Annotated in this window: 13 protein-coding genes and 2 pseudogenes; 6 read left to right on the top strand and 9 right to left on the bottom strand. The window is 72.4% G+C overall.

The features are described from left to right. Nucleotides 1-33: 33 nt before the first annotated feature. The gene (locus ACYQ0U_RS13470; protein WP_459973684.1) at nt 34-819 is read right to left on the bottom strand and encodes an alpha/beta fold hydrolase; all 786 of its coding nucleotides are present in this window, start codon (nt 817-819) and stop codon (nt 34-36) included. Next, on the bottom strand, nt 810-1,565 hold the full coding sequence (locus tag ACYQ0U_RS13475) for an endo alpha-1,4 polygalactosaminidase (protein WP_459973686.1): 756 nt from the start codon (nt 1,563-1,565) through the stop codon (nt 810-812). Before ACYQ0U_RS13475 ends, ACYQ0U_RS13470 begins: the two co-directional genes overlap by 10 nt. 41 nt (nt 1,566-1,606) lie before the next feature. On the opposite strand from ACYQ0U_RS13475, the gene ACYQ0U_RS13480 reads away from it, so the two are divergent. Further along, on the top strand, nt 1,607-3,451 hold the full coding sequence (locus ACYQ0U_RS13480; RefSeq protein WP_459973688.1) for a S8 family serine peptidase: 1,845 nt from the start codon (nt 1,607-1,609) through the stop codon (nt 3,449-3,451). A 14-nt stretch (nt 3,452-3,465) separates the two neighbouring features. On the opposite strand, the gene ACYQ0U_RS13485 is transcribed toward ACYQ0U_RS13480, so the two are convergent. The 4 genes and pseudogenes from ACYQ0U_RS13485 to ACYQ0U_RS13500 all read right to left on the bottom strand — a co-directional run bounded on the left by ACYQ0U_RS13485 (nt 3,466) and on the right by ACYQ0U_RS13500 (nt 7,193). After that, complete coding sequence (locus tag ACYQ0U_RS13485) at nt 3,466-4,233, bottom strand: hypothetical protein (protein ID WP_459973690.1); 768 nt, start codon at nt 4,231-4,233, stop codon at nt 3,466-3,468. 22 nt (nt 4,234-4,255) lie between these two features. After that, nucleotides 4,256-4,735 (bottom strand): annotated as a pseudogene (locus tag ACYQ0U_RS13490) (MFS transporter); the annotation flags it as partial. Nucleotides 4,736-4,814: 79 nt separating this feature from the next. Then, nucleotides 4,815-5,285: pseudogene (locus ACYQ0U_RS13495) on the bottom strand (MFS transporter); the annotation flags it as partial. A gap of 102 nt (nt 5,286-5,387) precedes the next feature. Further along, nucleotides 5,388-7,193 carry a 3-hydroxyacyl-CoA dehydrogenase family protein gene (locus ACYQ0U_RS13500; protein ID WP_459973692.1) on the bottom strand — a complete coding sequence of 602 codons (1,806 nt, stop codon included), beginning with the start codon at nt 7,191-7,193 and terminating at the stop codon, nt 5,388-5,390. Nucleotides 7,194-7,344: 151 nt separating this feature from the next. On the opposite strand from ACYQ0U_RS13500, the gene nucS reads away from it, so the two are divergent. Next, nucleotides 7,345-8,028, top strand: a complete 684-nt coding sequence (nucS, locus tag ACYQ0U_RS13505) for an endonuclease NucS (protein WP_459973694.1) — start codon at nt 7,345-7,347, stop codon at nt 8,026-8,028. Nucleotides 8,029-8,075: 47 nt separating this feature from the next. Here the strand turns inward: nucS and ACYQ0U_RS13510 are convergent, their stop codons facing one another. Next, on the bottom strand, nt 8,076-8,702 hold the full coding sequence (locus ACYQ0U_RS13510; protein ID WP_459973696.1) for an ArsR/SmtB family transcription factor: 627 nt from the start codon (nt 8,700-8,702) through the stop codon (nt 8,076-8,078). 65 nt (nt 8,703-8,767) lie between these two features. Here ACYQ0U_RS13510 and ACYQ0U_RS13515 point away from each other — a divergent pair, with 65 nt between their 5' ends. From ACYQ0U_RS13515 to ACYQ0U_RS13525, 3 genes are all read left to right on the top strand, one after another. Then, nucleotides 8,768-9,214 carry a hypothetical protein gene (locus tag ACYQ0U_RS13515; protein ID WP_459973698.1) on the top strand — a complete coding sequence of 149 codons (447 nt, stop codon included), beginning with the start codon at nt 8,768-8,770 and terminating at the stop codon, nt 9,212-9,214. Nucleotides 9,215-9,496: 282 nt separating this feature from the next. After that, complete coding sequence (locus ACYQ0U_RS13520; RefSeq protein ID WP_459973700.1) at nt 9,497-9,850, top strand: hypothetical protein; 354 nt, start codon at nt 9,497-9,499, stop codon at nt 9,848-9,850. After that, nucleotides 9,847-10,170, top strand: coding sequence for a DUF952 domain-containing protein (locus tag ACYQ0U_RS13525; protein WP_459973702.1), 324 nt, complete (start codon nt 9,847-9,849; stop codon nt 10,168-10,170). Before ACYQ0U_RS13520 ends, ACYQ0U_RS13525 begins: the two co-directional genes overlap by 4 nt. 142 nt (nt 10,171-10,312) lie before the next feature. Here ACYQ0U_RS13525 and ACYQ0U_RS13530 read toward each other — a convergent pair whose 3' ends face one another. Then, nucleotides 10,313-11,749, bottom strand: coding sequence for a PAS domain S-box protein (locus ACYQ0U_RS13530; RefSeq protein WP_459973704.1), 1,437 nt, complete (start codon nt 11,747-11,749; stop codon nt 10,313-10,315). Between the two features lie 9 nt (nt 11,750-11,758). Further along, nucleotides 11,759-12,667, bottom strand: a complete 909-nt coding sequence (locus tag ACYQ0U_RS13535; protein ID WP_459973706.1) for an FAD-dependent oxidoreductase — start codon at nt 12,665-12,667, stop codon at nt 11,759-11,761. A 66-nt stretch (nt 12,668-12,733) separates the two neighbouring features. Between ACYQ0U_RS13535 and ACYQ0U_RS13540 the strand changes: the two genes are divergently transcribed. Further along, the gene (locus ACYQ0U_RS13540; protein ID WP_459973708.1) at nt 12,734-13,765 is read left to right on the top strand and encodes an alpha/beta hydrolase; all 1,032 of its coding nucleotides are present in this window, start codon (nt 12,734-12,736) and stop codon (nt 13,763-13,765) included. Nucleotides 13,766-13,790: the final 25 nt, after the last annotated feature.

Genomic DNA, 13,790 nt, shown 5'->3' on the forward strand with positions numbered 1-13,790 from the left:
CCTACTCAACGGCGATTACTGCCCAACTCAACGTCACGCCAGGAAGCGCCTCAGCACCTCGGTGAACACCTGCGGCTGCTCGGAGTGCACCCAGTGGCCCGCGCCCTTGATCGTCACGCGCCGGTTCCTCGGGAACCAGCGGTCCATCGCGTCGGCGTACCCGTCCTGGACGTACGCCGAGGTCGCCCCCGCCACCCACAGCGTGCTGCCCTGGTACGGCGCGACGCCCTCGAGCGCGTCGGCCGGCCAGCCGCCGAGCGCCGCGAGGTCGCGCCCGAGCACCTCGAGGTTGGGCCGCCAGGACCAGCCGTCCTCGCCGCGGTGGAGGTTCTGGAGCAGGAAGCTGCGCACGGTCGGGTGGGGCACGGCCTCGGCGAGCGCCTCGTCGGCGTCGCGGCGGTGCTCGAGCGTGTCGAGGTCGAGCGCGAGCATGGCCTCGATGTAGCCCGCGAACTCGCTGCGGCCCTCGTAGTCGACCGGCGACACGTCGACGACGCAGAGCCGCTCGACCAGCTCGGGGTGGCGCAGCGCGAGCACCATCGCGGCCTTGCCGCCCATGGAGTGCCCGACCAGCGCGACCGGGTCGTCGGCGGAGAACAGCGTCGCGACGCGGTCGGCGACGTCGACGTAGTCGAAGTGGTCGGGCCACTCCGAGCGGCCGTGGTGGGGCATGTCGACCAGCAGCACCCGGTGGTCGACGGCGACCTCCTTGGCGATCGTGGTCCAGTTCTTGCCCTGGCCGAACAGGCCGTGGCAGAAGGCGACCAGCGGGCCGCTCTCCCCCAGGGACGTCGTGTGGAGGTCCGCGTTCAGCACCACTCGCGCACCCCGGTCGGCGTCAGGTCCCGGTCGCGCAGGACGACGGGAAGCTCCTCGCCGTACCGCCGGCAGGTCCAGCGGAAGTCGGCGCGGCGGTACTCGATCGAGAGCACCCGGTCGCCGTACACACGCGTGTAGGCGCCGCACTCGCGGTAGCGGCCGCACTCCTCGGCGACCGCGAAGTCGAAGCCGATCCGGGTGCCGTCGTAGCCGGCGAGGTTCTTCTGCCCCGCCTCGAGCCCGGCGCGGTGCGCGCCCTTCACCAGCAGCCGCGCGAAGGCCAGTGCCTCGCGACGCTCGACCAGCCCGTGGCTGCGCGTGAACGAGTCGAGGTTGTCGAACTCGACCGCGTCGAACCCGTCGTCCGCGCAGCCGCGCGTCCACCGGTTCACGATCCGGGCGAGGTCGCGCCGCTTCGCGTCGGTGCGCACGTCGAGCAGCCACTCGCCCCACGCCTCGTCGACGACCGGCTCGCCGCCCTGCTTGAGCACGAGGCGCCAGTGCTGGCGCCAGAAGCGCCGCTCACCGGGCTGGGTCTGGAAGCCGTTGACGTAGCAGACGTTGTACGTGCCCTCGACCGGCGCGGCCTCGCGGTCGCGCACCACGATGCCGACGTGGTCGGGCACGGAGCGCTCGCCGCCGAGCTGATAGTCCACGTCGGTTCCGGTCGGGAGCGGCACGAGCGCCAGCAGCGCCGGCACCACGAGGGCGTAACTCCACGAGGCGAGGCGCCGTTGACCGGGCACCGCAGCAGTGCCTCTTGTACGTACACGTGATCGGATCATCGATGCCATCCTCGCGCACCCGTGTGCTCACGCTCGTCAGCGCCCTCGCCGTGGCGCTCCCGCTCACGGCCGTCTCCAGCGCCGACGGTGCCCCGCCGCCGAGCGGGACGATCGAGCAGGAGCGCGCGATCGTGCGCTTCGACGCCGTCCCCCGTGCCGACCAGGTGCACGCGCTCCAGGCGCTCGGCCTGACCGTGCAGCCGATGGAGCACCTCCCGCTCGCGATCGTCGAGGGCCCGGCACCGGCGATCTCCCAGATCGAGGGCTCCGAGATCGCGGGCGCCGCGGTCTACCCCGACGAGCCGATCGAGCTGCTCGACACCGCGTCGAGCGACGCCACCTCGTCCTCCCCCGCGGGCGCGCGGGCGCTGCGCAAGCAGGGCCTCACCGGCAAGGGCGTGACCGTCGCCGTCGTCGACTCCGGCTGCGACGCCACCCACCCCGACCTCGCCGACCGCGTGACCCACAACGTCACGCTGCTGAGCCCGGAGTACGCCAACAACGGCACCCGTCCGATGATCGTCGTCCCGGTCGACCAGGGCCCGGCGAGCAACACCGACATCGGCAGCGGCCACGGCACCCACGTGGCCGGCATCATCGCCGCGGACTCGCAGTCGGTCGAGGACGGCAGCCGGTACGGCGTCGCGCCCGGTGCCGACCTCGCCTGCTTCGCGATCGGCGCGGTGCTCTTCACCAGCGCCGTCGTGACCGCCTACGACTACATGCTCGACCAGCCCGACCTCATGGGCATCGACGTCATCAACAACTCGTGGGGCAACAGCTACCGCCAGTTCGACCCGAACGACCCGGTCGCGATCGCGACCAGGACGGTCGCCGACCGCGGGGCGACGGTCGTGTTCGCGGCCGGCAACTCCGGCAGCGGCGACGTCCCGATGAGCCTCAACCCGTTCTCCCAGTCGCCGTGGGTGATCTCGGTGGCGGCCGGCACCACCGACCGCTTCCGCGGCGACTTCTCCTCCAACGGCCTCGTCCACGACAACTCGCGGCCGACCCGCATCGGCGCCGACAACCACACCACCTTCACCGGCGACCGGCTCGGCCTCGTTCACCCGGACATCACCGCGCCCGGCGTGGACATCAGCAGCACGTGCGACAGCGCCGGCACGCTGATCGGGCCGTGCCCTCCCGGTGACAACGCCGAGGCATCCGGCACCTCGATGGCGGCGCCGCACGTGGCCGGCGCGGCCGCCGTACTCCTCCAGGCGCAGCCGGCGCTCACGCCCGGCCAGGTCCGGCTCGCTCTCCAGGCCACCGCGACCCCGGTGAACGCGCCCGACAGGTCGGGCGACCTCCCGTTCTGGCAGGTCGGCTACGGCTACACGAACCTCGACCGCGCGGTCGCGCTCGTCACCGGCAACAAGTGGCGCGCGCGACTCACCACCGCCGCGCACCGGGCGGACCAGCGGATGCGCAGGGCCGACGGAGTGCAGGTGCTGCGCTCGGACTTCTTCGTCCACGCCGCACCCCCGGCCACCGCGGGCGGCAGCGACAGCGCCACCTACGAGGTGCCCGTCGCGGCGCGCACGCGCTCGCTCGCCGTGAGCCTGGCCTTCCCGTCCGGCGGCAGCGTCGGCGCCAGCATGTACAGCTACACCGTCACCGTCCTCGACCCCTCCGGGAAGACGGTCGGTACGACGACCACCGACCCGGTCGCCGGCTCCGGCACCGCGCTGGCGACCGTCGGCCTGCCGAAGTCGGCCAAGGCGGGGACCTACACCTTCGAGGTCACCGGCGACTACGCCGCCTCGGACCCGGACACGGTCGACAGCGACTCGCTGTTCGGCCGGTTCGTCACCCTGCACGTCGCGCAGCTGGCGAAGGGCTGACGCGCCGACTCGGGCTAGAAGTCGAAGCCGTCGAACATGTCGCCGATGCCGTCGCCGATGGCGCCGATCCCGTCACCGATCCCCTCGCCGATGGCGCCGATCCCGTCGCCGATGCCCTCGAAGCCGCCGAACGCGCCGAACATCAGCCCGGCGAACATCCAGTCCATGGGACCGAACGCGCCGAAGTAGCCGCGCGCGTAGGGCTGGTAGGCCGGGCCGCCCTGGTAGTAGGGCACCCGCTGGGAGCCCTGCATGACCATCCGGGCGTCCGGCTCGGCGCCGACGCGGACCCGCTCCGCGTCCAGGGCGCACGCGGGCACGTCGCGCGTGGCGCCGCCGGGCGGCGTCCAGGGCACGTCCGCGACGGACAGCCCGTGGCGCGGGTCGAAGAAGCACGGCGGGCGGCGGAGCGGCAGCGGATCGCCCGCCACCCGCGCGCGGACGCACGCGATCGCGTAGCGCCCGTCCTCGAGGATCTCGGTCACGTGCCGGACGTCGTCGGGCCGGCTCATGGCCTCCGCAGCCGTCTTGGCCGCCTCGTAGGCGTCGAGGGCGCGCTGGTAGTCCGCGTTCTCGCCCGGGGTGAGCTCGCGCCCCGCGAGATCCAGGTCGAGGGCCTGCAGCTCCTCACCGAGGGCGGTGATGTCCTCGGCGGTCAGCTTGCGCACGGGCTCCAGCTCGGCGCGCCGGCGCTCGAGCTCGCGCTGCCGCCCGGTACGCCGCGCGACCACTACCACGGCCACGAGGGCGGCGATCACGACGAGGATCAGGAGGCCTTCCATGCCTCCAGCGTACGGCCGTTCCTCAAGCGCGCGCGGGCTCGTCCTCCGCGGTCAGCGGGCGGGCGATGTCCTCCAGCGACTGGCCCTCCGCCCGGACGCCGAGGAACGCCTCGACGACGCCCGCGCCGATCATCAGCACGGCGCCGATGAAGTAGCCGACGGCGATCCCGGTGATGTCGCCGCTGGCCGACGCGCTGTCGATGAGGTGGCCGAACAGCAGCGGGCCGCTGATGCCGCCGGCCGCCGTGCCGATCGCGTAGAAGAACGCGATGCACAGCGCCCGGGTCTCCATCGGGAACACCTCGCTGGCGGTCAGGTACGCCGCGCTCGCCCCCGCCGAGACGAAGAAGAAGATGACGGCGCCGAGGACCGTCAGCGAGACCGCCGTGACGCTGCCGAGGAAGAAGCCGGTGACGCCGAGCAGCGCGCCCGAGAGCACGTAGGTGAACGTGATCATCTGGACGCGGCCGATCCGGTCGAAGAGCGGTCCGAGCAGGAGTGCGCCGGCAAAGTTGCCCGGACTCGTCGGACACGGTGCGCTCGATGTCGGAGACGATCCGCTCGGCCTGCTCCTCGCGGCCGTGGATGAACAGCCAGCGCGGGCTCTCGGGCACGTTGCGGCACACCAGCAGGATGCCGACGGCCAGGATGGCGCCGAGCCCGAAGGCCAGCCGCCAGCCCCACTCGGGGTCGACGAAGGTGGGGTCGAGGAGCGGGATCGTCAGCAGCGATCCGAGCGCCGCCCCGACCCAGAACGAGCCGTTGATCGAGACGTCGACGCGGCCGCGGTACTTGGCGGGGATCAGCTCGTCGATCGCCGAGTTGATGGCGGCGTACTCGCCACCGATGCCCATGCCGGTGACGAAGCGGGCGGCGAGGTACCAGAGCGGGGTCGTCGCGAACGCCGTGGCGACGGTGGCGACCGTGTAGACACCGAGCGTCAGCAGGAAGAGCTTCTTCCGACCGAACCGGTCGGTGAGCTGCCCGAACACCAGCGCGCCGAGGCAGGCGCCGGCCACGTAGACCGCGCCGACGAGGCCGATTGGGACCACGGGAGGCGGTCGAGCCGCGCCGGGACGTCGGTGGTGATGCGTCCGGTCTCCACGCCCATGCCCGGAGGTACCCGGGCACGGGCGCGGCCAGTCAGGCGGGCATCAGCGGGTCGAGTAGTCCCGGAAGCCGCGCTTGGTCTTGCGGCCGAGGTAGCCGGCGGTGACCAGGTGCTCGAGCAGCGGCGCCGGGGCGAAGCCGGGCTCGCGGAACTCCAGGTAGAGCTCGCGCTGGATGGCCAGCGACACGTCGTTGCCGACGACGTCGAGGAGCTCGAACGGGCCCATCGGCAGGGCACAGCCCTGCTTCATCGCGGTGTCGATGTCGTCGGCGGTGGCGTAGTGCGCCTCGAGCATCCGCACGGCGTCGTTGAGGTACGGGAACAGCAGCGCGTTGACGATGAAGCCCGCCCGGTCGCCGCAGGAGACCGCGACCTTCCCGACCCGGTCGCACAGCGCGCGGGTGGTCTCGGTGACGTCCTCGGAGGTGACGACGGTCGACACGACCTCGACCAGCTTCATGACCGGGGCCGGGTTGAAGAAGTGCATGCCGATGACGTCCTGCGGCCGCGAGGTGGCCTGGGCGCAGGCGATGATCGGCAGGCTGGACGTCGTGGTCGCGAGGATCGCGCCGGGCTTGCAGATCTCGTCCAGGTTCTCGAAGAGCGTCGTCTTGACCGCGAGGTCCTCGGCGATCGCCTCGACCACGATGTCCACGCCTCCGAGGTCGTCCAGCGACGTCGATCCGGTGACGCGGGCGAGCACCTCGGCCTTGGCCTCCTCGGTCGCGCGGCCGCGCTGGATCTGCTTGTCGAAGTTCTTGGTGATCGCGGCGACGACGCCGTCGACCTTCTCCTGGGCCCGGCCGACCACCAGCACGTCGTACCCGGCCTTGGCGAAGACCTCGACGATGCCGCTGGCCATCGTGCCGGTGCCGACGACGCCGACCTGGGAGATGTCGTGCTTGAGCTGGGGCTTGTCGTCGGCCGACGGCGTCTGGTCGTCCGCGACGACGACCGGGCTGTCGGGCGCCTCGTAGGTGTAGAAGCCGCGGCCGGTCTTCCGGCCGAGCCAGCCGGCGGTGACCATCTGCTTGAGGATCGGCGACGGCGCGTGGAGACGGTCGCGGCCCTGGCGGTACATCGTCTCGAGGATCGTGTACGCCGTGTCGAGGCCGATCAGGTCGAGCAGCGCCAGCGGGCCCATCGGGTAGCCGCACCCGAAGCGCATCGCGGCGTCGATGTCCTCGCGGCTGGCGTAGCGGCCCTCGTACATGGAGACCGCGTGGTTGAGGTAGCCGAAGAGCAGGGTGTTCGCGATGAAGCCGGCCTTGTCGCCGCAGACGACCGGGTTCTTGCCGACCGCCTCGACCAGCGCCTGCACGTCGGCGAGCACCTGGTCCTCGGTGACGACGGTGCGCACGATCTCGACCAGATTCTGGACCGGTGCGGGGTTGAAGAAGTGGATGCCGACGACCCGGCCCGGGCGCGAGTTGGCCGTGGAGATCTCGGTGACCGAGAGGCTCGAGGTGTTGGTGGCGAGTACGGCCTCCGGCGCGACGATCCCGTCGAGCTCGCGGAACAGCGCCTTCTTGGTCTCCAGCGACTCCACGACCGCCTCGACGACCAGGTCGGCCTCGGTGAGGCCCTTGAGGTCGGTGGTGAAGGTGATCCGTCCCAGCAGCTCGGCCTGCTCGGCCTCGGTCATCTTGTCCCGCTTCACCGCGCGGGCGGTGGAGTGCTCGAGGTGCTCGCGGCCGCGCGCGAGGCCCTCGTCGTCCTTCTCGACGCCCACGACGGCGTACCCGTTGCGGGCGAACACCTCCGCGATGCCGGCCCCCATGGTGCCGAGGCCGATCACGCCGATCGTCGAGAAGCTGCGGGTCTCACCGGTGGAGGGCGGAGTCGTCATGTCGCGCATGGTTGCACGGGGTAACCCGGTGTGACAGTGGTCTACTTCACTCGCAAGTAACTTCCTGTGCGTTTGGAACGATCACAGCTCCCGAACGCGCTCGAGCAGGTGTGCCCGGCGCGGTCCCGGGCTCACGGTAGATTCCTCGCCCGTGAGACTCGTCGTTGCCAGGTGCCAGGTCGACTACGCCGGGCGGCTGACCGCCCACCTCCCGATGGCGACCCGGGTGCTGATGATCAAGGCCGACGGGTCGGTGCTCGTCCACTCCGACGGCGGCTCCTACAAGCCGCTCAACTGGATGTCGCCGCCGTGCAAGGTGACCGAGGGCGTGAACGACGAGGGCCAGGTCGAGTGGACGGTCGTCGGCAAGGACGACGACACGCTGCGGATCCTCATCGAGGACGTCCAGCACGACTCGTCCCACGACCTCGGCGTCGACCCCGGGCTCCAGAAGGACGGCGTCGAGAAGCACCTCCAGGAACTGCTCGCCGAGCACCCGGCCACGCTGGCCGAGGGACTGACGCTGGTCCGCCGCGAGTACCCCACCGCGATCGGCCCGGTCGACCTGATGTGCCGGGACGCCGACGGCGCCTCGGTCGCGGTCGAGATCAAGCGCCGCGGCGAGATCGACGGCGTCGAGCAGCTCACCCGCTACCTCGAGCTGCTCAACCGCGAGCCGCTGCTCACCACGAAGGGCCCGGTCCGCGGCGTCTTCGCCGCCCAGCTGATCAAGCCCCAGGCCCGCGTGCTGGCCGAGGACCGCGGCATCACCTGCGTCACCGTCGACTACGACGCCCTGCGCGGCCTCGACGACCCGTCACACCGGCTGTTCTGACCCGAGGTCGGCACCGAGCTCCACGAGCCCGGCGCGGCCCGCGTCGGTCAGGCGCAGCGCCCTCGACCCGGTGGTACGCCGGACGAACCACTCCCGCTCGACCAGTCCGTCGGTGATCGCGGCGGCGAGGCCCCGGCGAGGTGGGTGCGCCGCTCGGTCCAGTCCAGGCACGGCCTCGCGAACGAGCGGCGCCGAGACCGCACGTCGTCGACGTCCACCCCCCACCCGGCGAACCGGTCGCGGCCGAGCGGCGTCACGTCGTAGGCCCGGGTCAGCCACGCGCGCGACAGCAGCGCGCCGTGCAGCGCGACCCCGCAGACGCCGGCCAGGTGGTCGTAGCAGGTGCGCGCGAAGCCGAGCGCCTGCGCGTGCCCTGCCTGGCGCAGGGACCGGACGGGCTGCGGCGGTGCCACGTGGGCCAGCGCCTCGAGCGCGGCGCCGACCCGGGGACCGGTGATGCGGTGGTAGTGGTGCCGGCCCTGGACGACGACCTCGACGAGTCCACCGTCGCGCAGCCGCGCGAGGTGCTCGCTGGCCGTCGAGGCGGTCACGCCCGCGGCCCGCGCGAGCTCGCCGGCGGTCAGCGCCCGGCCGGCCATGAGCGCGTCGAGCATCCGCGCCCGGCTCGGGTCGCCGATGAGTGCGCCGACGGCGGCGACGTCGGTGTCGTGCACCCGGCGAGGCTACGCCCGGGACGGTTCGGCCGGCGTCGAAGCGTCCCGCCCCTAGCGTCCCGGGCATGGAGAATCCCGGAGCCCAGGTCGAGTCCGCCGTCGAGCACTGCCTGGCCGTGGCGAGCAGCTGGCTGGCCTGGGACGGCCGGCCCGTGGTGAGCGAGGGCGGCGACCGGATCTACACGCCGCACAAGGTGGTCCGACGGGTCGGCGACCACCTCGTCGACCACCTCCCCGAGGTCGAGGCGCTGCTGGCCGGCGTACCGACCGAGCCCGACCACTGGCACGCCAGCCTCGTGACCGTGGATGCCGACTGGGCGCGGTTCACCGAGCTCGACCTCGAGGAGGCCGGGCAGCGGCTGCACCGGCTCGGCCGCACGTTCGCCCTGCGGCTCACGGCCGCCGGTCCCGGCGCGTGGGACGTCCCGCGCGGCCAGAACTGGACCCTGCGCCAGATCGCGGAGCACCTCACCGGCATCCGGTGGTACGCCGACCAGGTCGGTCGGCTCTGAAACTCGCTCGCGCCGCCGCCCCGCGCCGCGCACGATGGCGGCCATGCGCGAGAACTACTTCGGCACCGGCGTGGCCGAGCACTACGACGACCCCGACGACGTGATGTTCTCGCCGGAGGTCCTCGGGCCGACCGTCGACCTGCTCGCCGAGCTCGCCGGCGGCCGGCCGGCGCTGGAGCTGGCGGTGGGCACGGGCCGGGTCGCGATCCCGCTCGCCGAGCGCTGGTCTTCCTGGTCTTCAACACCATCGGCAACGTCACCACGCAGGACGACCAGGTCGCGGTGTTCGAGAACGCCGCCGCCCACCTCGCGCCGGGCGGCCGGTTCGTGGTCGAGGTCGGGGTGCCCCACGTCGGCGACCGGTTCGCGGTGTTCAGCCACGGCGACGAGCACGTCGGCATCGACGAGCACGACCCGGCGACCCAGCTCTCCTGGTCGCACCACTACTCCTCCACCGACGGCGTCACCTACACCCGCCGGTCGATCCCGTTCCGCAAGGTCTGGCCGGCCGAGCTCGACCTGATGGCCCGGATCGCCGGGATGCTGCCCGAGTCGCGCTGGGCCGACTGGGACCGCAGCCCGTTCACGAGCTCGAGTCCCCGACACGTCAGCGTGTGGAGGAAGATCGGCGCGTGAGGATCTTCCACATCGCCACGCTCGCGGACTGGCGGCGGGCCCAGGAGACCGGCGCGTACACGACGTCGACGCGCGGCGTGACCCTCGCGGAGGAGGGCTACATCCACGCCAGCCGCGCGGACCAGTGGGAGGGCGTGCGGGCGGCGTTCTACGCCGACGTCACCGAGCCGCTGGTGCTGCTCGAGATCGACACCGACCTGCTCGGCGTACCGGTCGTGGACGAGGTGCCGGCTCCCGGCATGACCGTCACGTTCCCGCACGTGTACGGCGCCATCGCGCCGAGCGCCGTCGTCGGCGTCACCGAGCTCCAGGTGGAGTGACCCCGGGCCTGGAGCTCGCGTGTCGCGCGCACAGGCCCGGCGGGCGCCCTTTCCACGCAATTGCGCCGGAAGGGCGACTCAGACGCGGTCCGGACTGCACTTGCGGCGCAATTGCGCCGTCCGGGCGGGCGGACTCAGGACACTAGTCGTCGGCGTACGGGATCGCGACGCGGAAGGTCGTGCCGACGCCGACCTCGCTCTCGACGGCGACCGTGCCGTCGTGGGCCTCGACGATCGCCTGGACGATCGAGAGGCCGAGGCCGGCGCCCTGGGTCTGGCTCGCGATGGCGGCCGGCCCGCGGTAGAGCCGGTCGAACAGCTGGCCGATCTCCTCCTCGGGCACGCCGACCCCCGAGTCGCGCACCTCCACCACTCCGGCAGCGGTGCCGGCGACCACCCGGACCTCGACGGTGCCGCCGGGGTCGGTGAACTTGATCGCGTTGGTGACGAGGTTCTCGACCACCTGCACCAGGCGGTAGAAGTCGCCGTGCACCGGGCGCAGGTCCGAAGGCGTGTACCGCAGGCGCAGCCCGCGTTCGCGGGCCCGCAGGCTGGAGTCGTCGATGACCCGACGCGCGACGGCGTTGAGGTCGATCGTCCCGCGATGGATGCGCAGCCGGTTGTCCTCGAGGTAGGCGACCGTGAGCAGGTCGTCGACCAGCTGGAGCTCCCGGGCCGCATTGCGCTGGATCACGCCGACCAGGCGCCGCGCCTCGGGGCCGAGCTGCCTCTCATCGAGGTCCGCGAGCAGCTCGCTGTAGCCGATGATCGAGGTCAGCGGCGTGCGCAGCTCGTGGGAGACCGTGGCGATCAGCTCGTCGCGGAGTCGCTGGGACTCGGCCTCGATCCGCCGCTGCTGGGTGACGTCACGCACCGCGACCGAGACCAGCAGCCCCTCGTCGGTGTGGAGCGGGGAGAGTCCGACCTCGACCGCGACGTCGTGGCCCTCGCGGTGCCGCACCCAGAAGTCCGTCGTGAAGCCCATCGGCACGAGCTCGGGCCGACGGAGGTACTCCCGGAGCCGCCGCAGCACCTCGCCCTCGCGCGGGCCGGCCAGCACGGCGACCGACGACCCGACCAGCTCGGAGCGGTCGTAGCCGAACACCCGCAGCATCTGGTTGTTGACCAACACGATCGTCGCGGACTCGTCCACGATCACGGTCGGGTCCGGGGCGGCTTCGAGCAGGCTGCGGAAGCGCTCCTCCTCGCGGATGCGGGCGCTGATGTCACGAGCGGTCGCGGAGACGTAGGTCTGGCCGTCGGCCCGGATGGGCGCCAGCGAGATCTCGGCCGGGAACTCGGTGCCGTCGGCGCGCACGGCCGAGAGGCGGAGCAGCCCCATCGGCCGCGGGTTGGGGTCGTCGCTGTAGCCGTCGCGCCGCCTCGGGTGGCCGCGGTGGAACCGCTGCGGGACCAGCATCTCGATCGGCTTGCCGGCGAGCTCGTCGGGGTCGTAGCCGAAGACGGCGCGGCACTGCGGGTTCGCGAGCACGATCGACCCGGCGTTGTCGACGACGACCACCGCATCGGGCACCGCCTCGAAGACGCCCCGGAAGAGCGCGTCGTGCTCGTCACCCACGCGCCGACCCTAGCCGTTCACCAGCGTCACGACCTCGTCCGCCACACCCCAGCTCAGCGTTATCCCAGCGCCACCGTGCCCGTAGCAGTGCACGACGTCGCGGACCCGTTCGAGCCGCACCGCCGGCCGCACGGGCCGCAGACCGACCCGCGTGCGCAGCACGCGCGCGCCGCGCACCTCCGGCACCAGCCGGGCCGCCCGCTCCAGGATCTCCTCGGTCACCGCCGCCGACGCCGTCCGGCTCCACTCCCCCTCGACGTCGCTGCCGCCGACGACGACGTCGCGCTCCCGCGGCACCAGGTACGTCGGACCGGACTCGTCGAGCCACCAGCGGTCCAGGCCGAACGGCTCGACGTGGACCACCTGCCCGCGCACGGGTACGACGGTGCGGTCGGCGCCGAGCAGGCGGGCGCCGAGCCCGGAGCAGTTCACGACCAGGCTGCGGGGCGCCTCCGGCAGGCCGCCCAGGTTGAGCCGGGTGATCGTGCCGCCGGCAGCCTCGACCCGGTCGGCCAGCCAGTCCAGGTAGACGCTGGTGTCGACGACCGGCGTGGTGAACGACCAGCCGTCGGCCAGTCGTTCCAGCGTCGGCACGGCCGCGCCCCACCACGGGCGGCCGTCGCCGTGCGTGACGGTGCGGACGACGGTGCCGGGCACCATCCGCACCCCGGACTCCGGGTCGGTGTCGGCGAGCGCGTCGAAGACGGCGTACGTGGTCTTCGCCCAGCCGGTCACCCGGTCCTGCGGCAGGGCCCGGTAGGGGTACCAGAACGCGGCCGCGACGGCCGAGGTCGTCTCCCGTGGCAGGTCGCGCGCGACGACGTCGACCCGGTGCCCGGCCTCCAGCAGCCGCAGGGCGCAGGTCAGCCCGATGACGCCCGCGCCCACGACGATCACCCTCTCGGGCTGCCCTGCCATGGGAGAAGTGTGGCGCGCGCGACAAGGCATTTCGCTCCCCGACGCTATTGACGTATGTTCAACAGCGTGAGACCGACTGTCCTGGGAGTCCTGTCCGCTCTCGTCGCCGTGCTCTTCACGGCACCCGCGACCGGGGCCGCGGCCCCTCGCGCGCACGAGCGGATCGAGTCACGCGGGGTCGTCTTCGACGTCGAGAACACCAACGCCACCTCGGTCCGCTGCCTCCCCGACAACCAGAGCTACGAGCTGCGTGGCCGGATCATCGGCACGCCCAGGGTCCTCGACGGGCTGGGCGGCTCCACCCGCGTGAACGTCCTCGTGCACGACATCGGCACCGGAGCGTGGTTCTGGAACCTGAGGGGCCGGCCCTCCTACGACTACGCGACGAAGCTCGCCCGGGCAGGCGAGACGGTGCTCGTGCTGGACCGGCTCGGGTACGGCGCCAGCCCTCTCGAGGACGGCACCGCGACCTGCCTCGGCGCGCAGGCCGACATGCTGCACCAGGTCGTCCAGCACCTGACCTCCGGCAGGTGGGACTACACCGACCCCGCGGACGGCACCGCGTTCGCGGCCGCCCACGTGGTCACGCACGGCCACGGCGTGGGGGCGGCGATCGTCCAGCTCGAGGCGTCCGAGTTCGACGACGTCGCCGGTCTCGTGCTGATGTCGTGGGCCGACACCGGTCCCACCTCGCTCGCCGCCCGCTACGCCCTCCGGCAGGGCCGCGAGTGCCTCGACACCGACTTCGCGCCGTTCGCGGCGACCAGGGCCGACTTCCGTCACATCATGTTCAGCTCGGCCCCGGCGGCCGTGCAGCGCGCAGCCGCCAGACGCAAGAGCGACGACCCGTGCGGCGACGTGGCCACCCTGGCCGGTCTCGCGCTCGGGTCGGGCTTCGGTGCGGACCGGGTCGACGCCCCGGTGCTGCTGCTCTACGGGGCGGACGACAAGCTGATCCGGCCCAGCGCCCGCGCGAGGCAGGCCGAGGCCTACCCCACGAAGACCACGATGAAGGTCTTCAAGGGCGCCGGCAGCGCACTGCCGCTGGAGCGGTCGGCCGCCCAGGTGCGCACCACGGTGCTGCGCTGGCTGGACTGACGCACCCAACGCCGGGGCAACCGCC

The organism is Nocardioides pyridinolyticus, from assembly GCF_054653575.1.

Coding starts and splice junctions, on each gene's coding strand:
- ACYQ0U_RS13480 (WP_459973688.1), top strand. CDS start 1,607: ATGCCATCCTCGCGCACCCGTGTGCTCACGCTCGTCAGCGCCCTCGCC.
- ACYQ0U_RS13485 (WP_459973690.1), bottom strand. CDS start 4,233: ATGGAAGGCCTCCTGATCCTCGTCGTGATCGCCGCCCTCGTGGCCGTG.
- ACYQ0U_RS13500 (WP_459973692.1), bottom strand. CDS start 7,193: ATGACGACTCCGCCCTCCACCGGTGAGACCCGCAGCTTCTCGACGATC.
- ACYQ0U_RS13515 (WP_459973698.1), top strand. CDS start 8,768: ATGGAGAATCCCGGAGCCCAGGTCGAGTCCGCCGTCGAGCACTGCCTG.
- ACYQ0U_RS13535 (WP_459973706.1), bottom strand. CDS start 12,667: ATGGCAGGGCAGCCCGAGAGGGTGATCGTCGTGGGCGCGGGCGTCATC.